The sequence below is a fragment of the Paenibacillus baekrokdamisoli genome, assembly GCF_003945345.1.
GTDB lineage: Bacteria > Bacillota > Bacilli > Paenibacillales > Paenibacillaceae > Paenibacillus_Z > Paenibacillus_Z baekrokdamisoli.
This window is the reverse complement of record NZ_AP019308.1, coordinates 722,998-748,630: the sequence shown is the minus strand read 5'-3', so window position 1 is coordinate 748,630 and position 25,633 is coordinate 722,998. Positions and strand designations below refer to the sequence as shown.

Sequence of the window (25,633 nt, the reverse complement as noted above, 5' to 3'; positions counted from 1 at the left end):
TCAAACCTCCATTAGTTGAAAAAATAAAAAAAACGCCCCTAAAAACAGGGACGAATCATTCGCGGTACCACCCTGGTTATTGCATAGTTGGAATAGGCTGTTGTATAACTTCGCCTTCTCCCCCATTGGCAATCTCCTCAAACAGGCTCTAACGGGCCTCACCGATGAATTTAATTCACACTCCGAAACTAGCTTCCGAGCATTCTTCACCATAAGAATTTTCTCAGCCAACGTGATAGTATGGACCACCACGAAGAAATTCCTTCTCTGATCTGGAGGGCTATGCCGTACTTCAGTTTCATCCACGATTTATGTCATGCAATTGAAATAATTATCATCAGTATATCTACACCTATAGGGCAATGTCAAATGGTCTTTCTTCTAACATAATAAGCGAACACATGCTGGATGATGACTTTGACAGCGGCAAATATCGGCACCGCCAAAATCATGCCCACAATGCCCGCAATCTCGCCCCCCACTAAAAGGGCAAAGATGATCGAAAGGGGATGCATATGCAGCGTCCGCCCTACGACCTGAGGGGAGATAACGTTGCTCTCAAGAATCTGACACGCTGTGTTTACAATGACAACCATTAGCATCATTTTGAACGAAATCGTAGTGGCCATCACAAGCGCAGGTGCTGCACCAAAGAAAGGGCCAAGGTATGGAATGATGTTCGTAACTGCTACGACACTTGCCAATAAAAGTGGATATGGCATCCCAATAATCACGTAACCGATATAAGCAAGTATCCCGACGATTAGACATACTAGGAATTGTCCTCGAATGTAGCTGCCCAGAGCATGATCAACATCCTTAAGCAGGCGAACCGCATGCTTGCGATGCGATTTCGGTACGTAAGTCAATAGTGTACGTTCGAACACTTCAAAGTCCTTCAAAATGTAAAAAGCCAGAAAAGGGATGATGAATGCGATAAACACAAAATTAATCATCGCTCCAATATTATTAATAAAATCAAATATCGATTCCGATGCTTGCTTCTCCAGTTTATACAGCGACTTATTGATCCCCTCGCGAATACTCTCAGGCAAGAAAGAGGAATTGTTCAGATCGTTCACGATGCTCTGCGCCTTCATTGTGAAATCCGGCATATGTCGGTTAAGCTCATCCAGCTGTTCAAGGAACATTGGAATCGCATTCATGAGTATAACAGTCAGAGATGCACAGAACACAGCGTAGATAAGCAGAACAGCTATCGTCCGAGGTACCTTTCTGTCATTCAATAAGCTAACGATTGGATTGAGGACATACGAAATAATCATGGCAATGAGAAAAGGAGCAAACACTGAGCGTAGAAATATATAAATTTGAACGATTACTGGCTTAAGCAAAAGCAGCAGGTACATAGAAATGAGTCCAAGAATTAGATAGATCAGCCAAGCAAACAATCGACTTTTGGTAAACCGTTCCACGGCTTTTCCCCCTAATCCCGCAGATTCTTGTCCGATACATCCCCCTAATGTCATTAGACAGGTCGTCCGGCTCTTCATTTGTTTCAGTATATGTACAAGTAGGGCAAATCATCCCTACAACAAGTGTTCCTAAACGATTGGCTCACAACAAAAAAGACGATTACGCGAATGCTTAATCGTCCCCTTCAATATAAAAAACGCTGCTTCTCCTTTATGGAATAGCAACGTTTTTTACTTTTGATTAGTTTGCATGAATCTGAGGCATTTCATCCTCAAAGAACAAATCATCAAGTGAGCTTAAAGTGCCGTCTTCTTCCACTTGATAGACAGACATCTTTTCTCCATTCACAGTAAGTTCAATGAAGCAGCCCCAACAATAGTACTGGTGGGATCCGATTTTTCCAATATCCTTCGAATTACAATTTGGGCATTTCATTATACATTTCTCCCTATATCCGAATCAGAAGCGGCGACTGGTTCCAAACGTGCTTCACTGCCGGCCGGAACAATTATCGCATCTTCTCCAAGCATGACATCATCGGTATTGAGCGGAACAGGAAGCCATTTGCGTCCTTCCATCAAATCCGCTATAAAACCATCTGTCAATTCATAACCTACTATTTGTGTACCCTGTAAATCGTCAAAATAAACATCTGACACGCGGCCAAGTTGTTCACCATGCTCCGTTACGATGGGTAAATCCTTCAATCGTATGGTCCCGGTTTGAAAAGAACGCTGTACTTCGGCTATCTTTGTCCTACGAATCGAGGCTTCATTCATAATGAGAACCGCGTCGTCCCCGCAAATGAGCACGTCACTCCAAAGGACTGCTTTCATTGCTGTTAGAAACCGTCTGCCGGCATCCAATACAATACCGTCCAGCTGCCAATGTTCGTCAAACCAAGCATCTTTAACATGTCCGACATGTTTGCCGGCACTCATTTCAATCACAGGAAGTCCAATCACCTGCTGGAGTCTTATCACTGGTAGGATGTCCTCCTAGGAATTATTACGAACACGGTTTATAAAAGTTGCAACTTTTTTTGCCGCTTGTTCGATCTCCTCCATAGTATTCCCCAAACCAAAGCTAAAACGAACAGCGGATGAGATTCGTTCTTGAGATATTCCCATAGCACGCAGCACATGAGAGGGTTCAAGGGCACCTGCTGTACAGGCTGACCCGCTGGAAGCCGCTATACCTTCCAGATCAAGATTCATTAACAGCGTCTCAGTATCCACGCCAATAAAGCTAAGGTTCACAATGTGAGGAAGTCTTTCCGCCTTATGCCCATTCAAGATTAGGTCTTCAGCACCGACTAATTGTTGCAACCTATCTATCCATGTATAACGAAGCTTATCCAAGAAAAGTTTCCGTTCTGGCATGAAATTCACAGAAAGTTCAAACGCTTTGGCAAATCCAATGATTCCAGCCACATTTTCAGTTCCAGCACGACGTTTACGCTCTTGTTGACCCCCGTATAGCAAAGGCTCAAACGGAATCTGCTTTTTAATGTATAGTGCGCCTACACCTTGAGGTCCGTTTATTTTGTGCGCGGAGAAACTCATCAAATCAACTGGCAGCGATCGTAAATCGATAGGAAGCAATCCAAGAGCCTGAACCGCGTCAACATGAAAAAAGACAGCATTAGACCGGGCGATACAACCGATCTCTTCAATCGGTTGTATCGTTCCGGTCTCATTGTTGGCGTACATGATGCTGATTAGTGCGGTATCAGGTCTAATGGCAGCTTCCACATCGGCGGGAGTTACTCGACCAAACTCATCTACCGGAAGTACGGTTAGCCTGAAGCCTTCCCGCTCAAGTGCTTCGCATGTATGAAGGACGGCGTGATGTTCAACCGCGGATGTAATAATGTGAGTTTTACCTCGCTTACGGCATGCTTTGGCAATACCAACTATAGCAGCATTGTCGCTTTCTGTTCCGCCTGATGTAAATATAAGCTCAGAGGAGCTGCAGCCAATTCCAGCTGCAATACTGTCTCGAGCTTGATTAATAAGCTGGCGAGCTTCGCGACCAAAACGATGAACGCTGGAAGCATTGCCAACCGTTTTGGTGAGAACATCCATCATTGCCTTTGCCACATCTGGATGCATCGGCGCAGAAGCCGCATGATCAAAATAGTTGTTTGTCATGATTAATCATCCTTATTCATTCATAAATCCATACTAACGAATATGGATTCGGCTTAGATATAGAACATGTAAGAGTCTAATTGACCCTCTTCTTTGTAAGAGACAAGATCAGCTAACGTCGTCGAATCCAGTACGCTTGCAATGCTATCACGAATCCTCAGCCATAGGTTGCGTTTGGCCGGGTCATCCTCTTCGGTAAAGTCGACAGGCGAAATTGGCCCTTCGAGAATACGAATGACATCCCCTGCTGTAATCGTCTCGGGTTCATGTGAAAGAATATATCCACCGTATGCACCGCGAACACTTTTCACAAGACCCGCATTACGCAAAGGCGCTATCAGCTGTTCTAAATAGTGCTCCGATAATTGATTACGTTCTGCAATACTTTTCAGCGATGTAGGTCCTTCGCCAAATTTAACTGCTAATTCCATCATAATTGTCAAGCCGTAACGGCCTTTGGTTGATATTTTCAACTCGGACACCTCTTCTCCAAAGAAACTAAATCTCATTTAAGAGTTGTGACTTGCGGTCAAGCATCTAAATCATTGTATTCCCATATCATATCTATGTTAACATATTGTCGACGATTATGGTGAAAAAGCTTGTCTTTTTCATAAAAATTTTGTTCAAACTATGCTACAATAGAGAAACTCAAGCGTGTATTTTTCGCTAATGAAGTGAAATCCACGTTTTATTGTGTATCAATCAAGGTGGTGTATTGTTATGAGTAACGCAAAAACGCGTGTTGTAGTCGGAATGTCCGGCGGCGTAGATTCTTCCGTTACAGCTCTTCTGCTAAAGCAGCAAGGCTATGACGTAATCGGTATCTTTATGAAAAACTGGGACGATACAGATGAGTTCGGCCAATGTACGGCTGATGAGGATGCGGAAGATGTACGCCGTGTCTGTGATCAGATCGGTATCCCCTATTATACGGTGAACTTTGAGAAAGCTTATTTTGAGAAGGTTTTCGCTTACTTTCTGGACGAGTACCGCCTTGGCCGAACGCCGAATCCAGACGTCATGTGTAACCGTGAGATCAAGTTTGGTGACTTTCTGCGTAAAGCAATCGATCTGGGAGCTGATTATCTCGCCACAGGTCATTATGCCCGCGTAGAACGCACAGCAGATGGAGAAACCAAATTGCTTCGAGGGGAAGATTCCAATAAGGATCAGACTTATTTCCTTCATGCACTTAACCAGGATCAGCTTGCTATGGCGATGTTCCCCATTGGTCACTTGCCCAAGCCAGAAGTAAGACGGATTGCCGAAGAATTTGGACTGGCAACAGCTAAGAAAAAAGACAGCACCGGTGTTTGTTTCATTGGGGAACGTAATTTCAAACAATTTCTTAGCGGCTATTTGCCGGCACAGCCTGGAGATATGATTGATATCGAGACCGGCGAGACTAAAGGTCGCCACGACGGTCTCATGTATTACACGCTTGGTCAGCGCCAAGGACTTGGTATTGGCGGCTCTGGTAACGGCGAGCCTTGGTTTGTAACAGCGAAGGACTTAAAGGAAAATATTCTGTATGTCGTCCAAGGCGACAAGCATCCAAGTATGTATTCCACAAGTCTAACCGCAACAGGAATCAATTGGATCTCACCAGTGAAGCCCACAGCCCCTTTCAAATGTACGGCTAAATTCCGCTATCGCCAACCGGATCAAGGCGTGAACTTGACGTTCAGCGCGGATGGCACAACGGCTGAAGTTATCTTTGATAACCCACAGAAGGCGATCACGCCAGGTCAAGCCGTTGTATTCTACGAGGGTGATATTTGTTTAGGTGGCGGAACGATCGACATCGTTCATCAAAATTAATAATAAATAGAAGCCGTCTATGTCCTAAGTGGACAAGACGGCTTCTATTTTATTACAAGCATAGGTTATAAGTGCGTTTCATCTACCTGTTAACCTGCATCAGCTCGAAGCTCTTCTTGCTGCTGCCTCTCAGCTGGCATTCGTTTTCTTAACGTAATCCTAGAAATGCGCAAATGATCGGTTTCCTCGACTATAAATTCAAAGCCACCAGGATGGTACACGATTTGATCCTGCGTTGGCGTAATTTCAATCTGAGCATACATCCATCCGCCAATCGTATCATAATCATCACTCTCAATGTCCGAGCCGAAATAACTATTCACTTCTTGAATAAGCATAAGTCCGTTGATGGAATGAGAATCATCGTCCCGAAGCTCGATATCAGCACGTTCCTCATCAAATTCATCTTGAATTTCTCCAACGATCTCTTCCATAATATCCTCAAGTGTAACCAGTCCTGAGGTGCCACCATACTCATCAATTAGAATAGCAATTTGTGTCTTCTTCTTCTGCATTAGCTTTAGCAAGGAGCTGATCTGCATAGAATCTGGCACTGTCGTCATCGGACGTGTGATTTGGCGAAGATCGGCTCCAACCATACCTGATACCTTAAGCATATCCTTGATATGAACAAAACCGATAATGTTATCCTTATCCCCATTACATACCGGATATCGGGTTAACATTTCTTTGAGAGCAATTGCCTTATTTTCTTCGAATGAAAGGTTGGCATACAGACATACCATTTCGGTCCGAGGAATCATAATCTCTCTCGCATGCGTTTCAGCAAAATCAAATATATTGTCCACAAGCGTTAATTCTGTATTATCAATAAGACCAGATTTGTGACTTTCTTTCATCAAAATCCGTATTTCTTCCTCTGTATGTGCGGAATCATGCTCAGAGGCCGGTTCTATACCAATTCGATTAAGCAGAAAATTGGCCGTGCCATTAAGAAACCAGATGAATGGATACATTATTTTGCGAAACACGATGAGTGGAATAGCAGTCCACATCGTGACGTCTTCCGATTTGCGAATAGCAATTGTCTTCGGAGCCAACTCACCAAGCACAATGTGCAGGAGAGTAATAATGGAGAATGCGATGATGAAGGAAATCGTCTCGATCACGGCTTCATTAGAACCAAGCTTGAGCAGTAAAGGCTCAATCAAGTCTTTAATCGCCGGTTCTCCGATCCAACCAAGACCAAGAGAAGCGAGTGTAATACCTAGTTGACATGCGGATAGATAAGCATCCAGGTTGTTAGTCAACATTAAGGCAAACCGCGCACGGGTATTACCGTCCGAAACAAGCAGGTCTATACGACTACTTCTCACTTTCACCATTGCAAACTCTGCGGCAACGAAAAAGCCATTCAAGAAGACGAGCAGCAAAATCAAAATACCATTCATCAATATGGGTAACGGGTCACTCATTTAACGATTCCCTGTCTGCCACTTGTCGTTTGTAGACGACCAAAGCAACGACAGGTGCACCTCCTTCTGGATATGAAAATTATAAATAATGTTTATAATACTAGATTAGTCGAAGCGGAACTTTACGTCAAACGACGTAACCCTGCCATTAGGGCATTTTGGGTCTGTAATTATGTTTATTCCGTTAAGGTACCCCTTTATGCACGGATTGCTAGCTCCTGCTACCGTTTTTGTGTAATCATCGCTGTTATTTACTTTTTTCTGCGCTCCTGATTGTGACGAATCTTGTCCTCCATCCCTTGTTCCGATGCCTTATAAAAGGATTTATTCGCAATGCGCTCAGGCAAGTAAGCTTGTTTTACATAATGCTCAGGATAATCATGCGGATACTTGTAGCCCATATGACCAAGCTTTTCTGCACCACTATAATGGGTATCTCTAAGGTGAAGCGGCACATCGGCTGAGCCGATTGCTTCAATCGTTCCCATCACATTTCCTATTGCGACTGCAGTTGCATTCGACTTGGGACTTTCGACAGCAAATAATATAGCTTGTGCCATATTATATTTGGCTTCTGGCCAACCGATCTTATGATACGCATCCATTGCCGTTACTGCTTGCACCATTGCCTGCGGGTTCGCAAGACCAATATCCTCACTACAGGCCACAATTAGACGCCGAATGAATGTCATCGGGTCCATACCCAGCTTCTCAACCGCATACAGAAACCAGAAGAGCGCAGCATCACTTGACCCCCTTACACTCTTATGAAAGGCAGACAGGACATCGTACTGGGTGGATTCATCCGCACGAATGGTGGGCTTTCGAATGGATTCTTCAGCGATTTCTAAGGTAACATGCACTGAGCCATCTGCTTGAGATGGTGTTGTAACTGCTGCAAGCTCCAGGGCATTAAGCGCTCTGCGAATATCTCCGCCTGCCATATTGGCAATATGCTGCAGCGCTGCTTCATTAATATGTAAATCCATAAATCCGAGTCCTCGCACGGAGTCCGTAAGTGCACGGTTCATAGCTTCAAGCGCATCCACACATGTAAGAGCTTCAAGCTGAAACAGCGTCGAACGAGATAATAAGGCCCCATTTACATAGTGGAACGGATTCTCAGTCGTAGCTCCGATAAAAATGATAATCCCCTGCTCCACAGCTGGCAAAAGCGCATCTTGTCGCGAGGAGTTAAAGCGATGAACCTCATCCAAGAAAAGTATCGTTTTACGGCCATACATGGACTTATTCATTCGAGCTTGATCTATAACGGCCCGAACATCCTTGACGGATGCTTCGACGGCATTAAGTTTAACGAATTCACCTTGTGTACGTTTGGAAATGATATGTGCGAGTGTTGTTTTGCCACAGCCAGGTGGCCCATATAACAAAATCGATGAAACTTGATCTGCTTCTATAGCTCGTCTAAGCAGCTTGCCAGGCCCCACAATCATGTTCTGACCAATGTATTCATCAATGGTTTCAGGACGCATACGATCTGCAAGCAGCTTGCCACGCGGCGCTTCTGAAGCTTCCTGATACGAGAATAAATCCATTATGCAGCACTACCTTTTTTATAGGATCATACCACACAAGCACAAACGTTCGCCACAGCGGACAAAGCAAACTCGTTCCGCGATACCTGACATGCTGCTGAAGAATGACTTTATGACACTCAGGTACGCACAATGTAAAGCCCCTTTCCAAGTCATTTGGAAAGGGGCTTCTAAGTATGGGAATATAAAATAGCCAATGCTTCTTATTGGGTAAAGGTTTGGATCAGTAAGACAATATTCAATCCTGCAATAATGACAGCCACGGTCCATGCGAGTATTTTCATCCAAAGCGGATTCGCAAACTTCCCCATCTTTTCCTTATCGCTCGTAAATTTAACCAATGGGATAACGGCAAATGATAGCTGCAGAGAAAGAATGACTTGACTTAATATCAATAGATCCATCGTTCCGCTCGGTCCATACAAAGCCGTGACGATAACAGCAGGTATGATGGCAATTAATCGTGTTACAAGACGCCGGATCCAGCCAGGAAGACGTATATTGAGGAAGCCTTCCATAACAATCTGACCAGCAAGCGTTCCTGTTAAAGTGGAATTTTGACCCGCTGCAAGCAGTGCAACTCCGAATAAAATACTCGCGGCGCTCGTTCCTAACATCGGTGCAAGGAGATGGTAAGCCTCCTGAATTTCTGCCACGCCTGTGAGCCCTTTCGTATGAAAGGTTGCGGCTGCAATAATCAGAATAGCCGCATTGATAAATAGGGCAAAGAACAAAGCAATGGTTGAATCCCATGTGGAGTATTTGATCGCTTGGCGTTTACCGAGCTCCGTTTGATCAAATTGCCTAGTTTGGACAATGGAGGAATGCAGATATAGATTATGCGGCATAACCGTTGCACCCAGTATACCAATTGCAATATAAAGCATCGCAGGATTCGTTACAATTTCTCCGCTTGGAATGAAGCCTTTCATTACATCAACGACCTGTGGCTTAGCTAAGAACATCTCCACTAGGAAGCAGCCGCCTATCGTCACAATCAGCATGATCACAAGAGCTTCTATATATCGAAACCCTTTATTCTGCAGAAGCAGCAGAATGAGAACATCCAAAACCGTAATAATAACCCCCGCAATAAGCGGTATATTGAATAAGAGATTTAACGCAATAGCTGCCCCGATGACCTCTGCCAAATCACATGCCGCTATCGCGAGCTCACACATGACCCATAGCATCATGGATACCGGTTTACTGTAGTGATCTCGGCAAGCCTGTGCCAAGTCGCGTCCAGTAACGATGCCAAGTTTACCGGCTAACGCTTGCAGAAGGATGGCCATCAAATTGGAAAGAAGAATAACCGACAGAAGCGTGTAACCGAACATGGAGCCTCCGGCTAAGTCTGTTGCCCAGTTACCTGGATCCATATACCCTACTGCTACTAAATATCCAGGCCCTGCAAAAGCAAGAAATTTCCGGAACCAAGAGCCTGTCTTTGGTATTTTCATCGTCCGATATACTTCTGGGAGCGTTGAATTCACCCTTTTCTTGCGCCATCCTTTTTCTTCCAACATTGGAACTGGCTGTTCACTCATCGTTTATCACCTCTAGTTGACTTCATTATTTTCTAAATCTACTCCCTACATGTATGCAGGGCCAAAACCATTGTTTCCTAATTTCATTGTACACATACAAAAAAGTTTGTCAAAGGCAACTTTTGTTCGTATGGACAAAAGTCCGCAAAAAAATCCGTTAAAAGTGATAGCAGCATCTCTCCTGCTATCGCTTTTAACGGATCGGTTTACAGCTTATTTATTTATCTGATGGGCGTTTAAGCTTCAGAAGTAATTTCTCCACAGTCTCGGAAATACGTGCTTCTTGCGCTTCTTCATTCTTTGCTTCATTGATCCAGTTCACATAGGCAATGCGATCCAGCGGTTCTAAAGCTATGAAGAATGCATCTGCTTCAGGCTCATTCTCAAGTGCCTTTATTAGCGGCTCTGGAACGTTTAATTCTTGAGCAGGAATTACCCGGCTAACCGTGCTTGGGGTACGATTGGATCTTGTAGTCGTCTTAACGGCTTCAAGTCCTTCAGGACGGAATCGCTTTGCTGTCCACGTATCATCAATGGAAATCAAAGAGACGGCTTCCCAGCCTTCGTCGGTTACGACTCGCCAGCCACGCTGACGATTAATATCACTGCGAATCTTGGAGGATTCCTCGGGATAACAAATCCAGAGCAGCCCGTCCCTCTTAACAGCCTTTAATGCTTCAGGAGCATGTTCCTTAAGCCCAGCAATATCCTGAGCAAACAAAAGAACAAAATCATACGTACCGTCATTTGACGATTGATAGGTACTGTTATCCTTATCTACTCCCAGACTATCCTGGTAAGAGGAATCAGGCGATTCAAGCACCAAGACCTTCATATCCAGGGACAGACCTAGCTTGTTCACTAATGCTGCATTCATGTTGGTTGTCCTCCCGTTATGAGGAGGTCGCGAACGACCACACTCACCATAATAAGTCCTGCGACCGGAGGAACGAACGCGTTACTTGCAGGAGGCTGCTTAGCCTTGCGAATTTCCGGCGCGTTCTCAGGCACGATCCGCTGTGTAACATCCTCACGCGGCTTTTGCGGCTCCTCGGTCGAGAAAACGACTTTAACGCCCTTCTTAATTCCTTCTTTACGGAGCCGCTGCCGCACGACGCGCGCAATTGGATCCATCGATGTCTTAGATATATCAGCTACCTGAAATCTTGTTGGATCCATCTTATTCGCTGCGCCCATGCTTGAAATAATCGGAATTTTACGCTCCAAGCACTGTTTGATCAAATGAATCTTATATTCAATCGTATCGGAGGCATCGACAACGTAATCCAGCGGATACTCGAAGAGCTTCTCATACGTTTCTTCTGTGTAGAACATTCGGAGCGAGATGACATCACAGTCTGGATTAATAAGCTTAATACGATCCCGCATCAGATCTGCCTTTGGCTGACCGACCGTTGTGGTCAAGGCATGAATTTGACGATTGATATTCGTGATGTCAACGATATCCTTATCAATCAAAATAATTCGCCCGATACCCGTACGAGCTAACGCTTCTGCCGCGATTCCACCCACACCGCCGATTCCAAGCACGGCTACTGTGCTTTGCTTCATGATATCAAGCCCCTCGGGGCCAATCGCTAGCTCCGTACGCGAAAATTGATGCAGCACGGTTATTCCCTCCTCATGTATAGCATGCACAATGGCTATTCGTTTGCTTGCGGCGTACTGCCGACTGCTGCAGCTTCTGTCTGTTTAACAGCCTTTGGCAGCGTGCGGATATGCAGCTGTTGAAGCTGCGTGATATCAACCTCGGACGGTGCATCGCAAAGTAGATCTGTTGCACTCGCTGTTTTCGGGAATGCAATCGTTTCACGAAGGTTCGTACGTCCAGTAAGCAGCATAACAAGTCGGTCGAAGCCGAATGCAAAACCACCATGTGGAGGTGTTCCATAGTCAAATGCATCTAGCAAGAAGCCGAATTTCTCATGCGCTTCCTCTGTTGAGAAACCAAGCGCTTTAAACATAAGTTCTTGAACATCACGTTGGTAAATCCGCATGGATCCGCCGCCAACTTCATAACCGTTTAGAACAAGATCATATGCCTGCGCTCTAATTTGTCCCGGATCGGTGTCAAATAGAGGAATATCGGCTTCGTTCGGGCGTGTGAATGGATGATGTTCGGCTACATAACGTTTCGCTTCTTCATCATATCCAAGGAGTGGGAAGTCTACGACCCATTCGAATTTAAATTTGGATTCGTCAATCAAGCCCAGCTGTTTTCCGATTCTCAGACGAAGGTTACCAAGAACATCTGCAACCACTTTCTTCTTATCTGCAGAGAAGAGCAGCAGGTCACCCTCTTCAACGCCAAGACGGTCAGTTAAGGCTGCGATTTCTTCAGGCTTGAAGAACTTCACGATCGGGCCGCGCCACTCGCCTTCCTTGACGGTTACCCATGCCAGACCTTTACCGCCATAACGAGCGGCAAACGGCTGTAGATCATCAAGCTCCTTACGACTCCAGCTTGCACAGCCTTTTGCATTCAGCGCTTTAACAACACCGCCGCTAGCGGCTACAGAAGCAAATACTTTTACATCACAACTCGAGACGATGTCCGTGATATCTTCCATTTCCATGCCAAAACGCAAATCTGGTTTGTCTGAACCATATTTGTTCATAGCATCAGCATAAGTAATACGTTGGAAAGGCAATTGGAGCTCTACCCCAACCGTCTCGCGCAGTAGTTTGGCAACAAGCTGTTCCAAAAGCTCAAGCAGCTGATCCTGTGAAAGGAATGAGGTCTCGATGTCGACTTGTGTGAACTCTGGCTGACGGTCAGCACGAAGATCCTCATCGCGGAAACAACGAGCAATTTGATAGTATCGCTCTAAACCACTAACCATAAGAAGCTGTTTGAAAATTTGTGGTGACTGCGGTAGTGCAAAGAACTCACCTGGATGAACACGGCTTGGAACCAAGTAGTCGCGAGCTCCTTCAGGTGTGCTCTTAGTAAGAATTGGTGTTTCGATATCAATAAATCCTTCGCCATCCAGGAAATCGCGGAAAATTTTCGCTGCTTTTGAACGAAGCAGCAGCGTTTTTTGCATTTCTGGGCGACGCAGATCCAGATAGCGATATTTAAGACGGATAGACTCGTCAACTTCAACACCATCTTCGATTGGGAAAGGAGGTGTTTTTGCAGCATTCATAATTTCGATCTCGGTAACACGTATTTCAATTTCACCTGTCGCAAGGTTTTTGTTGACTGTCTCTGAATCACGTTCGACCACTTCACCGCGAATTGCTAATACATATTCATTACGAGCACGGTCGGCAATCGCAAGCGCGTCACCGGAGAAATCCGGGTTAAAGACAATTTGCATAATACCTGTACGGTCACGCAGATCAATAAACAAGACGCCGCCAAGATCACGACGGCGCTGTACCCAGCCGTTCAAAGTAACGGTTTGTCCTACCTCTGCTTTAGTCAGCGTTCCACAAGAATGAGTTTTTAACATCATCATTTAAGTCGACTCCTCTATGATTAGTAAATTGGGATATTCATGTTTGATTAATTCATTAATTCATTAATTTATTTATTAATTAATTTATTTATTTGATTTGTTCAGCAAGCTGGTCAATCGGCACAAGCAGCTGCTCGCCTGTAGACATATTCTTGAGTGTTATTTCTCCGCGTTCCAGCTCATCATCCCCTAGAATAGCGGTGTAACGAACTTGGAGACGATCGGCCGATTTCATCTGCGCCTTCATCTTCCGCCCTTGATAGTCACGTTCAGCGGCGATGCCATGCAATCGTAAGCTGTGCAGGATACGAGTTAGCTCCTTATCTGCCGCTTCGCCTAGACCTATCAGATAGACATCAAGACGGTGCAAATCGTTCAGTTGAACGCCTTGACTTTCCAGCAGCATAACCGTTCGCTCCAGACCAAGGCCAAGACCTACACCTGGTTGATCAGGTCCGCCAATCTCGGCCACGAGACCATTGTAACGACCGCCGCCTCCTATCGTATCGATGGCGCCGATTCCCTCTGACTTGAACTCAAACGCTGTATGCGTGTAATAATCAAGTCCGCGAACCAAGCTCGGGTTAATTGTGTAAGGAATATTCATGCTGGTCAAATGAAACTGCAGCGCTTCAAAATGCGTCCTGCATTCCTCATCCAAGCTTTCCAAAATGGAAGGTGCCCCTACAAAATGATGCTGATCCACTTTGCAATCAAGCACTCGCAGAGGATTGCGGTCCATCCGGGATTGGCAGTCCTTACAAAGCAATTCCCGCTTCGGCTCTAAGAAAGCAAGCAATCGTTCCCGATAGGCTGCACGAACGGCTGGAGTACCCACTGAATTGATCTCGACACGAACACCGGTCAGTCCCACTTCTGTGTAGAAGGTATAGCCAAGAGCAATCACCTCTGCGTCTAAAGCAGAATCAACAGCGCCGAGTGCTTCCACTCCAAACTGATGAAACTGACGATAACGTCCAGCTTGCTGACGCTCATAGCGGAACATAGGACCGATATAGTACAGCTTCGTCAGATCAGGCTCACCATATAGCTTATTCTCCACAAAAGCGCGTACCGCTCCTGCTGTACCTTCCGGACGTAGGGTAATACTACGATTACCACGGTCAGTAAAGGTGTACATCTCTTTCTCGACGATATCTGTCGTCTCGCCTACTCCACGTTTGTACAAATCCGTCGATTCAAATAGTGGTGTGCGAATTTCTCGAAAATTGAAACGACGACAAATTTCACGCGCTTTGCTTTCGACAAACTGCCACTTCTCTACTGCACCCGGCAGGAAATCCTGTGTGCCCGGAGGCTTCTGAAAGCCCATCTTAAACCCTCCTTAAAGTTTGATGCTACAGCTTTGGTTAGGATGCAGCGCAAAGCCTGACAACGCGAGATAATATCAAAAAAAGCTCCCGTCCTCCGCCTTATACAAGGCAAAAGGGACGAGAGCTGCGCGTGTGCGAAGCTACCGTGGTACCACCCACATTTTCGAATCAACCACGCTTAATCACGTAATTGCTTCGCTTATCGGTTAACGCCCTGACTACGCAGAAAAGCTACTAAGCAGCGATTATCATCGCATACCATTCACAATCTGTCCTCCGGGAAGTCTGTTCGTTCATGCACGCTAAGGATTCTTCCAGCCTAGGAATCCCTCTCTGCTTAGGTACTTAAGAACGACGCGGTCCCATCTTAGGATCGACACAATATACCCTCAATTGTATCCATCCTACAATCACCTGTCAAGGGATGCATAACTAGGATGTAAAGTCCGCTGAAGTTCGGCTCGTAAGCTGCGGTGTTCTTATATTAGAATGGTTCTTCTAAGCTGATCTTTCGCGTTTGCATAAGTAAAAAGGGCAGAAAAAAACCTACAAACAAGTTGTAGGTCCATCAATTATATATTCAAAAAAGGGGGTCGAGTTCTAGTATAGTCCGAGCATGTTATAGGAACATTGAAAATAAGTTACATTTAGATTACAAGATGTGAAGCGCTAACAAGGCTCCGGTTTTCAGGCTCCGGTTTTCAGGCTCCGGTTTTGGCATTCGTACTCCCGTTGTGCTGCGCACAAAAGTCGTTCGAATGCTCAAAACCTCCGCTGCAGGGTTTATGGCTTTTTTTAAGCTTGAAGCTTAAAAAAGCTAAGAGCTTGAGACCTTGCCTTAAACCTTACCTTAGACCTTAGACCTTAGACCTTAGACCTTAGACCTTAGACATTAGACATTAGACATTTGACATTAGACATTAGAGCAACAATCTTACCTTAACCTTGAAACTTAGCTTAAACCTTAGAGCCGAACCTAGAGATCAACCTTGCTCCTACGGAGGTCCCTATGACTGCTGAATAGCGCGCAGCTTTAAGGAAGCTTTGCTATTTCTCAAGATACCTTTAGAATCCGCGTCCGCCTAGCGGGGCTCTGCGGGGGGAGGATTCACCGCCTGTGAACTCGGAGGCGGCTTCTATGTCCTCCTCGAGCTGGGCGAATAGCTGGGCTTCTCTACGGTCGGGGTTTAATAATTTTCTTGATGACCGCTCTATTCCTTGCTCTTTACGTGATTGATGCATGTTAGGCAAGCTCCTTCCACCGATGTTACACAAGCTGTCGACGCCATTCTTCGGGTAATATTCACCGAGATGTCGCCCGAGCTTGTGAATGTTTCCACGGTTTCTAGTGTTGCCCGCCTTGTCTATTTCTAACACGGAAGCAGCGAAACGCACTTCACTTGAATCAATTAATCAAGTTAGCTGCTCTATTCGTTACTTAGCCTTTACTGTCGAGGATTAATGTTACTGGTCCCCAGTTAATGAGCGATACTTCCATCATCGCCCCAAACTGTCCAGTCGCCACTTGTAAGCCTGCGGTGCGTAGCGCTTTATTAAACTGCATGTACAGCACCTCAGCTTGCTCTGGTCTTGCTGCGGCCATAAAGTTAGGTCTCCTGCCCTTTCGGCAGTCTCCATATAACGTAAACTGGGAGACGGATAGAATGGCACCGCCTGCATCAAGGATTGAGTTATTCATTTTCCCTGAGTCATCCTCAAAAATTCGCAATCCTGCAATTTTATCCGACATCCAGCGCACATCAGCCTCGGTGTCTTCATGCGTAATTCCAACCAGCAGTACGAGACCTTGATCTATAGAACCAATCAACTCGCCATTAACAGTCACCGCTGCCTCTTTACTTCGTTGTACAACTACCCTCATCTCTTCTAAATCCCTTTCCAAACCCTCATTATTGCATAATACGCGTAACCGTATAGACGTCTTTCACACGCTTGAGTTTCTCAACAACGGCCTGTAAATGCTCGATATTACGAATAAGAATGGTCATGTGGATCATCGAATGCTTATTCTTGTCCGATCTTCCGGATACAGCTGAGATGGCCGTCTTACTCTCCGAAACGGCTTGAAGCACTTCATTCAATAATCCATTGCGATTATGACCTGTAATCTCAATATCGACACTATAATTTGCTTCTACCGATTGTTCCCACTCAACCTCGATGACACGAGCTGCTTCCTCGCCATCTGAACTTGAAGGCAAGTTCTGACAATAAAATCGATGGACAGAAACGCCACGCCCACGCGTTATATAGCCGATAATCTCATCACCAGGAACCGGATTACAGCAGCGAGCGAATCGAACGAGTAAATTATCTACACCCTTAACAGAAATGCCATGAGTCGGACGCATCTTTCTCACGGTTGGAGCCGACTTCACTTCCTTCATTTCTTTAGAAAGCTCGATTTGATTCGCTTCTTCGGCTTCTTTGCGCATTTTCTCAGTCAATTTAGTACATATTTGAGCAGCTGTTATACCACCGAAGCCGATGGCAGAGAGCATATCTTCAATATCATTGAAGTTATACTTAAGCGCCGCTTCCTGCAGCTGCGAATCTGATAACCAGCCAGAAGGCTCCAAACCCAGACGTTTCAGCTCACGTTCTAGTAGATCGCGGCCTTTAGCTACATTCTCTTCGCGTCTTTCTTTCTTGAACCATTGCTTGATTTTACTGCGTGCATGTGACGATTGTGCAATTTTGACCCAGTCTTGACTAGGGCCATATGAATGCTTAGAGGTTAGGATTTCAACAATGTCACCTGTTTTGAGCTTATAATCCAGTGGCACGATTCGTCCGTTGACCTTTGACCCGATCGTCCGATTACCAACCTCAGTATGAACCCGATAAGCAAAATCAAGCGGCACGGAACCAGCTGGCAGCTCGAAAACCTCTCCCTTTGGCGTAAATACAAAGACGAGATCGGAGAAGAAATCCATCTTAAGTGATTCCACAAACTCCGAGGCATCACTTGCTTCATCCTGCAGTTCAATAATCTCACGGAAAAGCGTCATTTTATCTTCAAAATACCCACCTGGAACTACGCTGCCTTCTTTGTAGGCCCAGTGTGCTGCGATACCAAACTCTGAGGTTCTGTGCATGTCCCATGTCCGGATTTGCACTTCAGTTGGTTCCCCTGTCGGTCCGATCACTGTTGTATGCAAGGATTGATACATATTCGCTTTTGGCATGGCGATGTAATCTTTAAACCTTCCAGGCATCGGCTTCCAAAGCGTATGAATGATACCTAACGTTGCATAACAGTCCTTAATATTATCCACGATAATCCGAATCGCAAGCAGATCATAGATTTCATTAAACTGCTTGCTTCGAGCTGTCATTTTCTTGTAAATACTGTATATATGCTTGGGTCTGCCGGAGATATCGCCCTCAATGTTCATTTCCTCCAGCTTTTCAATAATACGGTTGATAACATCCGTAATATATTGTTCACGCTCCGCCCGCTTCTTCTTCATCAGGTTGGCGATTCGGTAATATTGCTGTGGATTTAAATAGCGCAGTGCGATATCTTCCATTTCCCATTTGATCGCGGAAATCCCGAGTCTATGCGCAATTGGACAAAATATCTCGAGCGTTTCATAAGCAATACGGCGTTGAGCTTCCTCAGATTGATACTTCAGCGTACGCATATTGTGTAGACGATCAGCAAGCTTAATAAGAATTACTCGAATGTCCTGCGCCATTGCGACAAACATTTTTCGATAATTCTCGTTCTGCTGCTCTTCTTTGGAGCGGAACTGAATCTTCTCCAGCTTCGTCAACCCATCTACCACCGCCGCGCAAGCTTCCCCAAACCGGGACCGCACCTCTTCGAGCGGGACAGTCGTATCTTCAACTACATCATGTAGAAGCGCGGCAATAATCGACAACACATCCATCTGCATGTTAACGAGTATTTCGGCTACGGCTACAGGGTGAAGGATATAGGGCTCGCCCGATTTACGCACTTGCCCGTGATGAGCTTGTTCGGCAAATTCGTAGGCTTCACTAATCCGCTTCAAGTCTTGTTCCTTCATGTAAGTTGATGCTTTATCGAGTAAATGCTCTATGCCCATGAATGAATGTCCCTTTCCCGAAAGGCGCATCGCACGCGCGTTTCACTTTCCAACTTCGTACGTCTACAAATATGGACCTATAACAAAAAAACAACCGCTGGATGCGGCCGCATGTTTAATCTCGTCGTTTTCATACTATTATGCCTGTTTTGAATGCTTTCCGTCAACCCGAAGCTGCAGAAGTATGATAGGTACTTAGACAGGGTTCGATGACCGTGTAAGTCGAAGGAAGCCTAACCATGAAAGTTCTTACAAGATGTTGACTATTTATGCTGCCTTACAACAGAATTTCGTAAAAGTTCATTCAATGCAGGCACTACTAGTCGAAACAAAAACGCCGACCAGAGGTTATAGCCTCCGTTCGGCGTTGTAGATAGGACTAATTAATAAGTAACAAGCGAGAAAACATCGATCCCATCCAATTTCTCGCGGCCTTCCAGATAGCCAAGCTCAATCAAAAATGCAGCACCAATTACTTCGCCACCGAGTTGGCGAATCAAGTTGATCGTCGTTGCAATCGTGCCACCTGTAGCAAGCAAATCATCGGCAATAAGAATACGTTGACCTGGTTTTATGGCATCTTTGTGTATGGCTAGCTTATCATTGCCGTATTCAAGATCATAGCTCGCTTCGACAACCTCGCCAGGAAGTTTTCCGCTCTTACGGACCGGTACAAACCCTAAACCAAGCGAGACAGCAAGCGGTGCGCCTACGATAAAGCCACGCGCTTCCGGCCCTGCAATGAGATCAATCTGTTTATCGGATACAGCTTGCTTAATCGCTTCTATTGCAGCAGCATAGACAGGCCCATTATTGATGAGTGTTGTAATATCCTTGAACCGGATACCTGGTTTAGGATAATCAGGGATGACCCTAATATAGTCTTTATAATTCATTGTGTAAGCACTCCTTAAGTGGTAATAAGTTAATAATAACTAATTATAGCCGCGCTATCCAAGCAGACAGCTCTTTCGTTTCTGCAAACAACATTTTCTCTGATTCCGAAAGTCGCTGCTCTTCTCGATATAACACCGAATCTGACAGCTCTCTTTTAACTGGAGCCAGCACCAATTGTAGCTGATTTTCCTGTGTAATAACAAGCTCCAACTCGTGGAATACACCTAGTATGAATGAAATTTGCTCTATTGGCCAAGCCATCATGGTCGCTAAGCGTTCCTTATGTCCATCCACTGCAATCGGACATACACGGCGCAGCGTCTGGTAAAGCTGACCGAACTTCTCGCGGGTAGGAAAAGAGGGCTCCTCGGTTAATACCACAGGCTGCTCCTTCCCTTTCTTGGGACGTGCTGGAGCGCCAGATCGACGACCTGCATCTGTTGTTATCCTCTGATCCTCATAAAGGACATAGACGACTTCAAGTTCTACAGCCGCATGAATGGCTTCAATAAGAACTGAAGCGCTTGGGGGCCTGCCAAATAGAATTAAATTGGGACAATTTGAAGGTTCACCGATAAATGTCTCATAGGTGCAAATCCTCAGCTGTTCTGGCAATGAGAATTCTTGTTGGAACGATAAGGCTTCCTGCAATACCGCTAATGGAACAAGTACGGTTCCTACGGTCAGTTTTGCATTTTGAATCAGCTTATGAAGAGAAGCGATATAATCGGAACCGGCCCCATAACGATGATCAAATAACTGCACATGAGCAACTCGGATGTCCTGCATGAGAAACTGCGCCTTACGCTGGCCATTCCATTCATTAATAGTAAGCTCTCCAACCAACTCAATTGCCGCTCCGCCCGATATCCGATCAGATAGCATTCCTAAACCAAATCCAACTGCATCGAGAAGTCTGCCATCTTCACTTAATGAAAGCTTCAGATGTTTATTTTCTTTCCCCATCGTCCTTTGATCAGCCACAACCGCACCTTGCAGCAGCAGCTTCGGCGCTGCATTCCCCATACCAAATGGCTCCAGCAGAGCCAACTGCTCCCTTACGTTCAATGTGGCGTCTTCCAGCTTACAGGCGAGATCGATTGAGGTCTTCGCTATCCAATCCTCTTCTTGCAGCCATTCATCAGCAAGCTTGCTCAATCTTTCTTCAAAAAGGTCCAGCTTATCTCTGTGCAAGCTCATGCCTGCCGCTGCCTGATGACCGCCGTAGTGGTCAAGAAGCTCCTCACATTCCGTAAGAGCCGCATGTAAGTCAAAGCCAGCAATGGAACGAGCAGAGCCCTTACACATGCCACTGTCTGGATGAATACCAAGAACAAGAGTCGGCTTGTATTGTTTCTCAACAAATTTAGAAGCGACGATTCCGACAACGCCAGGGTTCCAGCTATCTGCCGCCAAGACAATAACAGATGGCTCAGGACGGCCATTCTTTGCAGCCCGCTCACACTTCTCCAGCCACTGTGCCTGTGCTTCATTGACAATCGTCTCCACAAGGAGCTGTCTTTCCTTATTCAGCTGATCTAAAATCAATGCTGCAGCTCCCGCTGTTTCTCTATCATTCGCCGTTAATAAGTGTACCGCCTGTCCAGCATGCCGCAGACGGCCTGCTGCATTAATTCGCGGTGCCATACCAAAAGCGACATCGGTTGCTGTAATCGTGGATAATTCAACACCAGCGATCTCAGCTAAAGCTTGGAAGCCAGGCTTCTCACTATTCCGAAGCTGCTCAAGTCCAAGTCTTACAAGAACGCGATTCTCATCAAGAAGCGGCATAAGATCAGCAATCGTACCAAGGGCCACGACATCAGTCCACTCGATTGGCGGTTCACCCAACAGAGCTTGTGCCAGCTTGAATGCAACACCGACTCCTGCCAATCCTTTAAATGGATAAGGACAATCTTCTTGCTTCGGATTAACGATAGCTAAGGCGGCTGGAAGATCATGGGGCGGTTCATGATGATCAGTCACTATGACATCAATCCCGAGACTAGCCGCGTAAGCTACCTGCTCAACCGCACTAATGCCTGTATCTACAGTAACGATTAGCGTAACACCAAGCTCGGATGCAAGTTCAATCGCTTTGTTATTGAGTCCGTAGCCTTCCAAGGTACGATGTGGAATATAAGAGTCAAATGACATCTCTAGACGTTGGAACAGGTAAGTCATTAATGTCGTGGAGGACACACCATCTGCATCGTAATCACCATATATCCGCACGCGCTCCCCACGATCTATAGCTAAGCGGATGCGGTCTACGGCTTCAGACATTCCTTTCAACAAAAAAGGATCATGCAAGCATTCCAAACCGCCGCTGAGAAAACGGGCAGCTGCTTCCACATGATCAAAGCCTCGCTGAACTAGCAGCTTAGCCACAAGTGGTGAAAGTGACAATGCGCTTGCCAAAGAAGCAGCATTCGCCTCTCCTTCTGCATCCAATGAAGCCACCGTCCAGCGTGTTTTAGAACGGATCAAGACGGCCACCTCCTATACGATTTAGCGTGTAATACACAAGAAGAAACGGCTAACGCCGTCCTTGGCGGCGAAGCAAGTTTCTTCCCTCTGAAAAATAAGCAAAGTATGGAGAAAACTTATACTTTCTTATTTTTTAAAAAAGACGCTGCTGCTATTGCAGCAACGTCGGCATCTGGTCTTGACTGAGATCATGATTGGATTTGTAGGGAAAACCAGGGTCGTACGGCTCAACATGCACTGTAACCTCGGTAATATGACTAAACCGTTTCATTACAAAGTAGTTGACCCTCTTCGCGATTTCATTGCCTTCCAGAACTGATATTCTTGGATTAACACTAATGACAACTTCTACAACGACGTAATGTCCATGCTCACGAGCACGTAGCTCTTCAATAGCAATGACACCCTCCAAACGCTGTACCGCAGCCGTTATTTCACTCCTATCAGCCGGTTCAACTTCACAGAATTGGCTTCTCATTACGGAAGCCGAGGCGATGCGATATCCGCTTGTGAACACAAAGACAACAATAATAAGCGAAGCAGCAGGATCAAAATAGTAGAGTATAGGCAAATCGAGCGGGTCACCTAGCGCGGCTCCCCCAGTTCCTACAATAGCAGCTAATGAAGCGTATAAGTCCGACCGCCGTTCCTTCACCGGAAACAGCAGCTCCTTTATGGCCACTGCAAGCACGACGACAACAGCGGCTGTCCAGCTTGGTCCTTCATCCACACCATCGGCAATTGACTTGATAGCTGAAATACCGATCTCTAATCCAACAATCATTAGAAATAGTGAGGCCACCACTCCAGTTGCAGCCTCCATACGGCCACGCAGTGCCGGCACTGGAGCATCAGGAGCTCCTAGCTGCCGAGATCTACGTACACCTGTTAAGGAGACGAATGATGCAGCTGCAGCCGAGGCTGATCGACAGGCATCCGTAAGCAGCGTTTTACTGCCGGTTTGAACCCCGATTCCGCCCTTTACAGCTGCAATACAGGCATTGCCGATGAGTCCGGTCCACGCTGCGGACTCCGCTTTCGCGTAACGTTGGTTCGCTGTCATGGACGCCTCCTACAATTTTTTGCTAGGGTTCACTTGATGCACTATATCACAGTAGACGATTTAACTGCTGTCTTTGGTTTTTGTTTATTCTTAAGCACCAGCCAAAGCGGGCTTGCAATGAAGATCGAAGAATAAGCACCGCTGATTAGGCCAAAAAGAATAGCCAAGGAGAACAATTTGATCGCTTCGCTTCCGAATATCAAGAGACAAAGCGCTGCAACCACAACGGTCATAACTGTATTCACCGAACGGGTAAGTGTCTGCCAGATACTTTCATTAACGACACGAGCGATATCAAGTTTAGACTTGATTTTTGCAAAACGCATGTTCTCACGCACTCGGTCGAAAATAACGATCGTATCATTAATGGAATAACCGATGATGGTTAGAACCGCAACGATAAACGGCAGGTTAACCTCCAAGCGGAATATCGAGAACAAGCTAATTACGATAAACGCATCATGCAGCAAGGCAACAATCGCTGCAACCGCAAAGCGCCATTCGAAGCGGATACTGACATAAATAACAATACCGATGCTTGCAACAAGAATAGCTTTGAGCGCATTCCATTGCAATTCTTTTGCGATCTCCACATCGACTGTGTTGACTTCTGCAGAAGCATCCTTATCGAATTTAGCAGCAAAGCCCTGCTTCAACGCTTTTTCTTTGGTGGGATTCAGCACTTCGTCAAACCTTAACGTAACCCTGGAGGCTCCAACAGTTAGGCCTGGCTTGCCAAAGTCATTGTCAACCAAAAACTTCTCAATTTCTGTCTTCTGCCCCGTCAAATCCTTCTTTACGGCAATATCCACACTGGAGCCAGCACGGAAGTCTACACCATAATTAAGACCGAATATACCGAGTGTCAATATACCCAAGACGGTGATAATGATGGAGAAAATGAAAAAGTAACGAGCTTTCTTAACAAAGTTAAATTTGTTTGGATTTTCTGTATTTGCTGTACTAAAGCGCACGAATCTCACTCTCCTTAACTCCGAAGTAGGATTTCTTTTTCACTACATTGCTTCGAATGAGTAAGGAAAGGAGCAAGCGCGAGAAGAAAACGTTCGTTATTATACTGATGATAATACTAAGTATTAGAATAACAGCAAAGCCTTTTACTGAGCCTACACCGATGAAAAATAGAACAAGACCGGCGATAAGCGTCGTTACGTGAGAATCGATAATCGTCCGGAAGGAATGTCTCGATCCCGCTTTCTGAGAGGATAGAAGACTCTTGCCACTGCGCAATTCCTCTTTGATCCGCTCTGCCATAATGATATTCGCATCAACGGCTATCCCGACTCCAAGAATGAATGCCGCAATACCTGGAAGCGTCAATGTAGCATGGATGAGATTAAATCCAAGCAGCAGCAGCCAGATGTAGACGATAATCGAGAAGCTCGCAATCGTACCCGGCAAGCGATAGAACAGCATCATGAACACGAGAATAAGTACCGTTCCAAGTCCACCAGCGAACAGCGTTTCTTGCAAGGAAAGCTTACCAAGTGTAGCGCCAACGCTTTGTGTATATTTCTCCGTCAGCTTAAGCGGCAGAGAACCTAGGTTGATCGTATTTTTAATATCCGTTGCTTCTTGACGCGTATAGTTACCTGTTATAACAGCATCTGTGCTGTTGATTTCTTGGGATACGTTAGGTGCAGATAGCTGTTTATCATCCAGATAAATAGCAAGCTGATTAGTTGGGCTTAGCTTAGCAATTTCACGTGTAATTTCAGCAAACTTTTTACCATCCTTCATCTTAATCGAAATCTCATAAGCATTGAGATTCGTTTGTTGGACAGAAGCGCCGTTTTGCTTAAAATCATTGCCTAGAAGCTCGACTTTACAATAGTTCGGATTTGCCGGGTCCTTGCTCGCCACACATCCACGAGTACTACGGAAGGTCAGCTCCGCTGGCTTCTTAAGAATATCTCGTACCTTGGCCTCATCTGTAATACCAGCAATCTTAACACGAATACGATTGCTGCCTTCTGTTGTTACGTCTGGTTCAGCCACACCAGTTGCATTTGCACGTGACTCTAAGCTTTTTGCTGTTTCAATAAGCGAATCTTTCGTTACTTTCCCGCCCTTTTCAATGGGCTGTGCTTCATACAAAATCTCGAATCCACCCTTCAAATCAAGGCCTAACTTAACCTTGTTGACGAGGCTTGGGCTTGTTGCTCCGACGACGCCAATGGAAATGACGACGATGAGCACGAATGCTAACAGACGATTCATAATACTCTTAGTTCCCCCTTAAGTTCGCTTATCAATATTCCTATTATAGCGATGACAGAAAATCCAGTCA

21 protein-coding genes are annotated in these 25,633 nt (G+C 45.5%); 1 reads left to right on the top strand and 20 read right to left on the bottom strand.

The features are described 5' to 3' along the window. Positions 1-365: 365 nt before the first annotated feature. The 5 genes from EKN16_RS03175 to cymR form a co-directional block, all read right to left on the bottom strand. Positions 366-1,436, bottom strand: coding sequence for an AI-2E family transporter (locus tag EKN16_RS03175; RefSeq protein WP_125653670.1), 1,071 nt, complete (start codon positions 1,434-1,436; stop codon positions 366-368). A 241-nt stretch (positions 1,437-1,677) separates the two neighbouring features. Next, positions 1,678-1,872, bottom strand: coding sequence for a hypothetical protein (locus EKN16_RS03170; protein ID WP_179955590.1), 195 nt, complete (start codon positions 1,870-1,872; stop codon positions 1,678-1,680). Next, positions 1,872-2,420, bottom strand: a complete 549-nt coding sequence (locus tag EKN16_RS03165; protein ID WP_125653668.1) for a PRC-barrel domain-containing protein — start codon at positions 2,418-2,420, stop codon at positions 1,872-1,874. The genes EKN16_RS03170 and EKN16_RS03165 overlap by 1 nt, the downstream gene beginning before the upstream one ends. 15 nt (positions 2,421-2,435) lie before the next feature. Next, entirely contained in the window at positions 2,436-3,590 is a 1,155-nt protein-coding gene (locus EKN16_RS03160) for a cysteine desulfurase family protein (RefSeq protein WP_125653667.1), read from the bottom strand. A 53-nt stretch (positions 3,591-3,643) separates the two neighbouring features. After that, entirely contained in the window at positions 3,644-4,063 is a 420-nt protein-coding gene (gene cymR / locus EKN16_RS03155; protein ID WP_125665804.1) for a cysteine metabolism transcriptional regulator CymR, read from the bottom strand. A gap of 250 nt (positions 4,064-4,313) precedes the next feature. Between cymR and mnmA the strand changes: the two genes are divergently transcribed. Further along, entirely contained in the window at positions 4,314-5,414 is a 1,101-nt protein-coding gene (gene mnmA, locus EKN16_RS03150) for a tRNA 2-thiouridine(34) synthase MnmA (protein WP_125653666.1), read from the top strand. Positions 5,415-5,503: 89 nt separating this feature from the next. On the opposite strand, the gene EKN16_RS03145 is transcribed toward mnmA, so the two are convergent. The 15 genes from EKN16_RS03145 to secD form a co-directional block, all read right to left on the bottom strand. Continuing rightward, a complete protein-coding gene (locus EKN16_RS03145) occupies positions 5,504-6,850 on the bottom strand; it encodes a hemolysin family protein (RefSeq protein ID WP_125653665.1) in 1,347 nt (448 codons plus the stop codon). 251 nt (positions 6,851-7,101) lie between these two features. Then, a complete protein-coding gene (locus tag EKN16_RS03140) occupies positions 7,102-8,409 on the bottom strand; it encodes a replication-associated recombination protein A (protein ID WP_125653664.1) in 1,308 nt (435 codons plus the stop codon). Between the two features lie 203 nt (positions 8,410-8,612). Beyond that, a complete protein-coding gene (locus EKN16_RS03135; RefSeq protein ID WP_125653663.1) occupies positions 8,613-9,959 on the bottom strand; it encodes an Nramp family divalent metal transporter in 1,347 nt (448 codons plus the stop codon). A gap of 217 nt (positions 9,960-10,176) precedes the next feature. After that, complete coding sequence (locus EKN16_RS03130; RefSeq protein ID WP_125653662.1) at positions 10,177-10,836, bottom strand: YdeI/OmpD-associated family protein; 660 nt, start codon at positions 10,834-10,836, stop codon at positions 10,177-10,179. Further along, positions 10,833-11,588 carry a tRNA threonylcarbamoyladenosine dehydratase gene (locus EKN16_RS03125; RefSeq protein ID WP_125653661.1) on the bottom strand — a complete coding sequence of 252 codons (756 nt, stop codon included), beginning with the start codon at positions 11,586-11,588 and terminating at the stop codon, positions 10,833-10,835. The genes EKN16_RS03130 and EKN16_RS03125 overlap by 4 nt, the downstream gene beginning before the upstream one ends. A gap of 35 nt (positions 11,589-11,623) precedes the next feature. After that, on the bottom strand, positions 11,624-13,441 hold the full coding sequence (gene aspS, locus EKN16_RS03120; protein ID WP_125665802.1) for an aspartate--tRNA ligase: 1,818 nt from the start codon (positions 13,439-13,441) through the stop codon (positions 11,624-11,626). A gap of 91 nt (positions 13,442-13,532) precedes the next feature. Beyond that, positions 13,533-14,777, bottom strand: a complete 1,245-nt coding sequence (hisS, locus tag EKN16_RS03115) for a histidine--tRNA ligase (protein WP_125653660.1) — start codon at positions 14,775-14,777, stop codon at positions 13,533-13,535. Positions 14,778-15,843: 1,066 nt separating this feature from the next. Beyond that, a complete protein-coding gene (locus EKN16_RS32030; RefSeq protein ID WP_164522653.1) occupies positions 15,844-16,020 on the bottom strand; it encodes a hypothetical protein in 177 nt (58 codons plus the stop codon). A gap of 196 nt (positions 16,021-16,216) precedes the next feature. Next, positions 16,217-16,660 carry a D-aminoacyl-tRNA deacylase gene (gene dtd, locus EKN16_RS03110; protein WP_125653659.1) on the bottom strand — a complete coding sequence of 148 codons (444 nt, stop codon included), beginning with the start codon at positions 16,658-16,660 and terminating at the stop codon, positions 16,217-16,219. 28 nt (positions 16,661-16,688) lie between these two features. Beyond that, positions 16,689-18,872 (bottom strand): RelA/SpoT family protein, encoded by a 2,184-nt coding sequence (locus tag EKN16_RS03105; RefSeq protein WP_125653658.1) that lies wholly within the window; start codon positions 18,870-18,872, stop codon positions 16,689-16,691. Between the two features lie 383 nt (positions 18,873-19,255). Then, entirely contained in the window at positions 19,256-19,768 is a 513-nt protein-coding gene (locus EKN16_RS03100; RefSeq protein WP_125653657.1) for an adenine phosphoribosyltransferase, read from the bottom strand. 43 nt (positions 19,769-19,811) lie between these two features. Further along, positions 19,812-22,259, bottom strand: a complete 2,448-nt coding sequence (gene recJ / locus EKN16_RS03095; protein ID WP_125653656.1) for a single-stranded-DNA-specific exonuclease RecJ — start codon at positions 22,257-22,259, stop codon at positions 19,812-19,814. A gap of 151 nt (positions 22,260-22,410) precedes the next feature. Continuing rightward, positions 22,411-23,322, bottom strand: a complete 912-nt coding sequence (locus tag EKN16_RS03090) for a cation diffusion facilitator family transporter (RefSeq protein WP_125653655.1) — start codon at positions 23,320-23,322, stop codon at positions 22,411-22,413. A gap of 41 nt (positions 23,323-23,363) precedes the next feature. Further along, the gene (secF, locus tag EKN16_RS03085) at positions 23,364-24,296 is read right to left on the bottom strand and encodes a protein translocase subunit SecF (protein ID WP_125653654.1); all 933 of its coding nucleotides are present in this window, start codon (positions 24,294-24,296) and stop codon (positions 23,364-23,366) included. Next, a complete protein-coding gene (gene secD / locus EKN16_RS03080; protein ID WP_125653653.1) occupies positions 24,286-25,563 on the bottom strand; it encodes a protein translocase subunit SecD in 1,278 nt (425 codons plus the stop codon). Before secD ends, secF begins: the two co-directional genes overlap by 11 nt. Positions 25,564-25,633: the final 70 nt, after the last annotated feature.

What these genes read in the sequence shown, in the direction of transcription:
- EKN16_RS03170 (WP_179955590.1), bottom strand. Translation starts at nt 1,872, where the DNA reads ATGAAATGCCCAAATTGTAATTCGAAGGATATTGGAAAAATCGGATCC.
- EKN16_RS03160 (WP_125653667.1), bottom strand. Translation starts at nt 3,590, where the DNA reads ATGACAAACAACTATTTTGATCATGCGGCTTCTGCGCCGATGCATCCA.
- mnmA (WP_125653666.1), top strand. Translation starts at nt 4,314, where the DNA reads ATGAGTAACGCAAAAACGCGTGTTGTAGTCGGAATGTCCGGCGGCGTA.
- EKN16_RS03145 (WP_125653665.1), bottom strand. Translation starts at nt 6,850, where the DNA reads ATGAGTGACCCGTTACCCATATTGATGAATGGTATTTTGATTTTGCTG.
- EKN16_RS03140 (WP_125653664.1), bottom strand. Translation starts at nt 8,409, where the DNA reads ATGGATTTATTCTCGTATCAGGAAGCTTCAGAAGCGCCGCGTGGCAAG.
- EKN16_RS03135 (WP_125653663.1), bottom strand. Translation starts at nt 9,959, where the DNA reads ATGAGTGAACAGCCAGTTCCAATGTTGGAAGAAAAAGGATGGCGCAAG.
- EKN16_RS03130 (WP_125653662.1), bottom strand. Translation starts at nt 10,836, where the DNA reads ATGAATGCAGCATTAGTGAACAAGCTAGGTCTGTCCCTGGATATGAAG.
- aspS (WP_125665802.1), bottom strand. Translation starts at nt 13,441, where the DNA reads ATGATGTTAAAAACTCATTCTTGTGGAACGCTGACTAAAGCAGAGGTA.
- hisS (WP_125653660.1), bottom strand. Translation starts at nt 14,777, where the DNA reads ATGGGCTTTCAGAAGCCTCCGGGCACACAGGATTTCCTGCCGGGTGCA.
- EKN16_RS32030 (WP_164522653.1), bottom strand. Translation starts at nt 16,020, where the DNA reads ATGCATCAATCACGTAAAGAGCAAGGAATAGAGCGGTCATCAAGAAAA.
- dtd (WP_125653659.1), bottom strand. Translation starts at nt 16,660, where the DNA reads ATGAGGGTAGTTGTACAACGAAGTAAAGAGGCAGCGGTGACTGTTAAT.
- EKN16_RS03105 (WP_125653658.1), bottom strand. Translation starts at nt 18,872, where the DNA reads ATGGGCATAGAGCATTTACTCGATAAAGCATCAACTTACATGAAGGAA.
- EKN16_RS03100 (WP_125653657.1), bottom strand. Translation starts at nt 19,768, where the DNA reads ATGAATTATAAAGACTATATTAGGGTCATCCCTGATTATCCTAAACCA.
- EKN16_RS03090 (WP_125653655.1), bottom strand. Translation starts at nt 23,322, where the DNA reads ATGACAGCGAACCAACGTTACGCGAAAGCGGAGTCCGCAGCGTGGACC.
- secD (WP_125653653.1), bottom strand. Translation starts at nt 25,563, where the DNA reads ATGAATCGTCTGTTAGCATTCGTGCTCATCGTCGTCATTTCCATTGGC.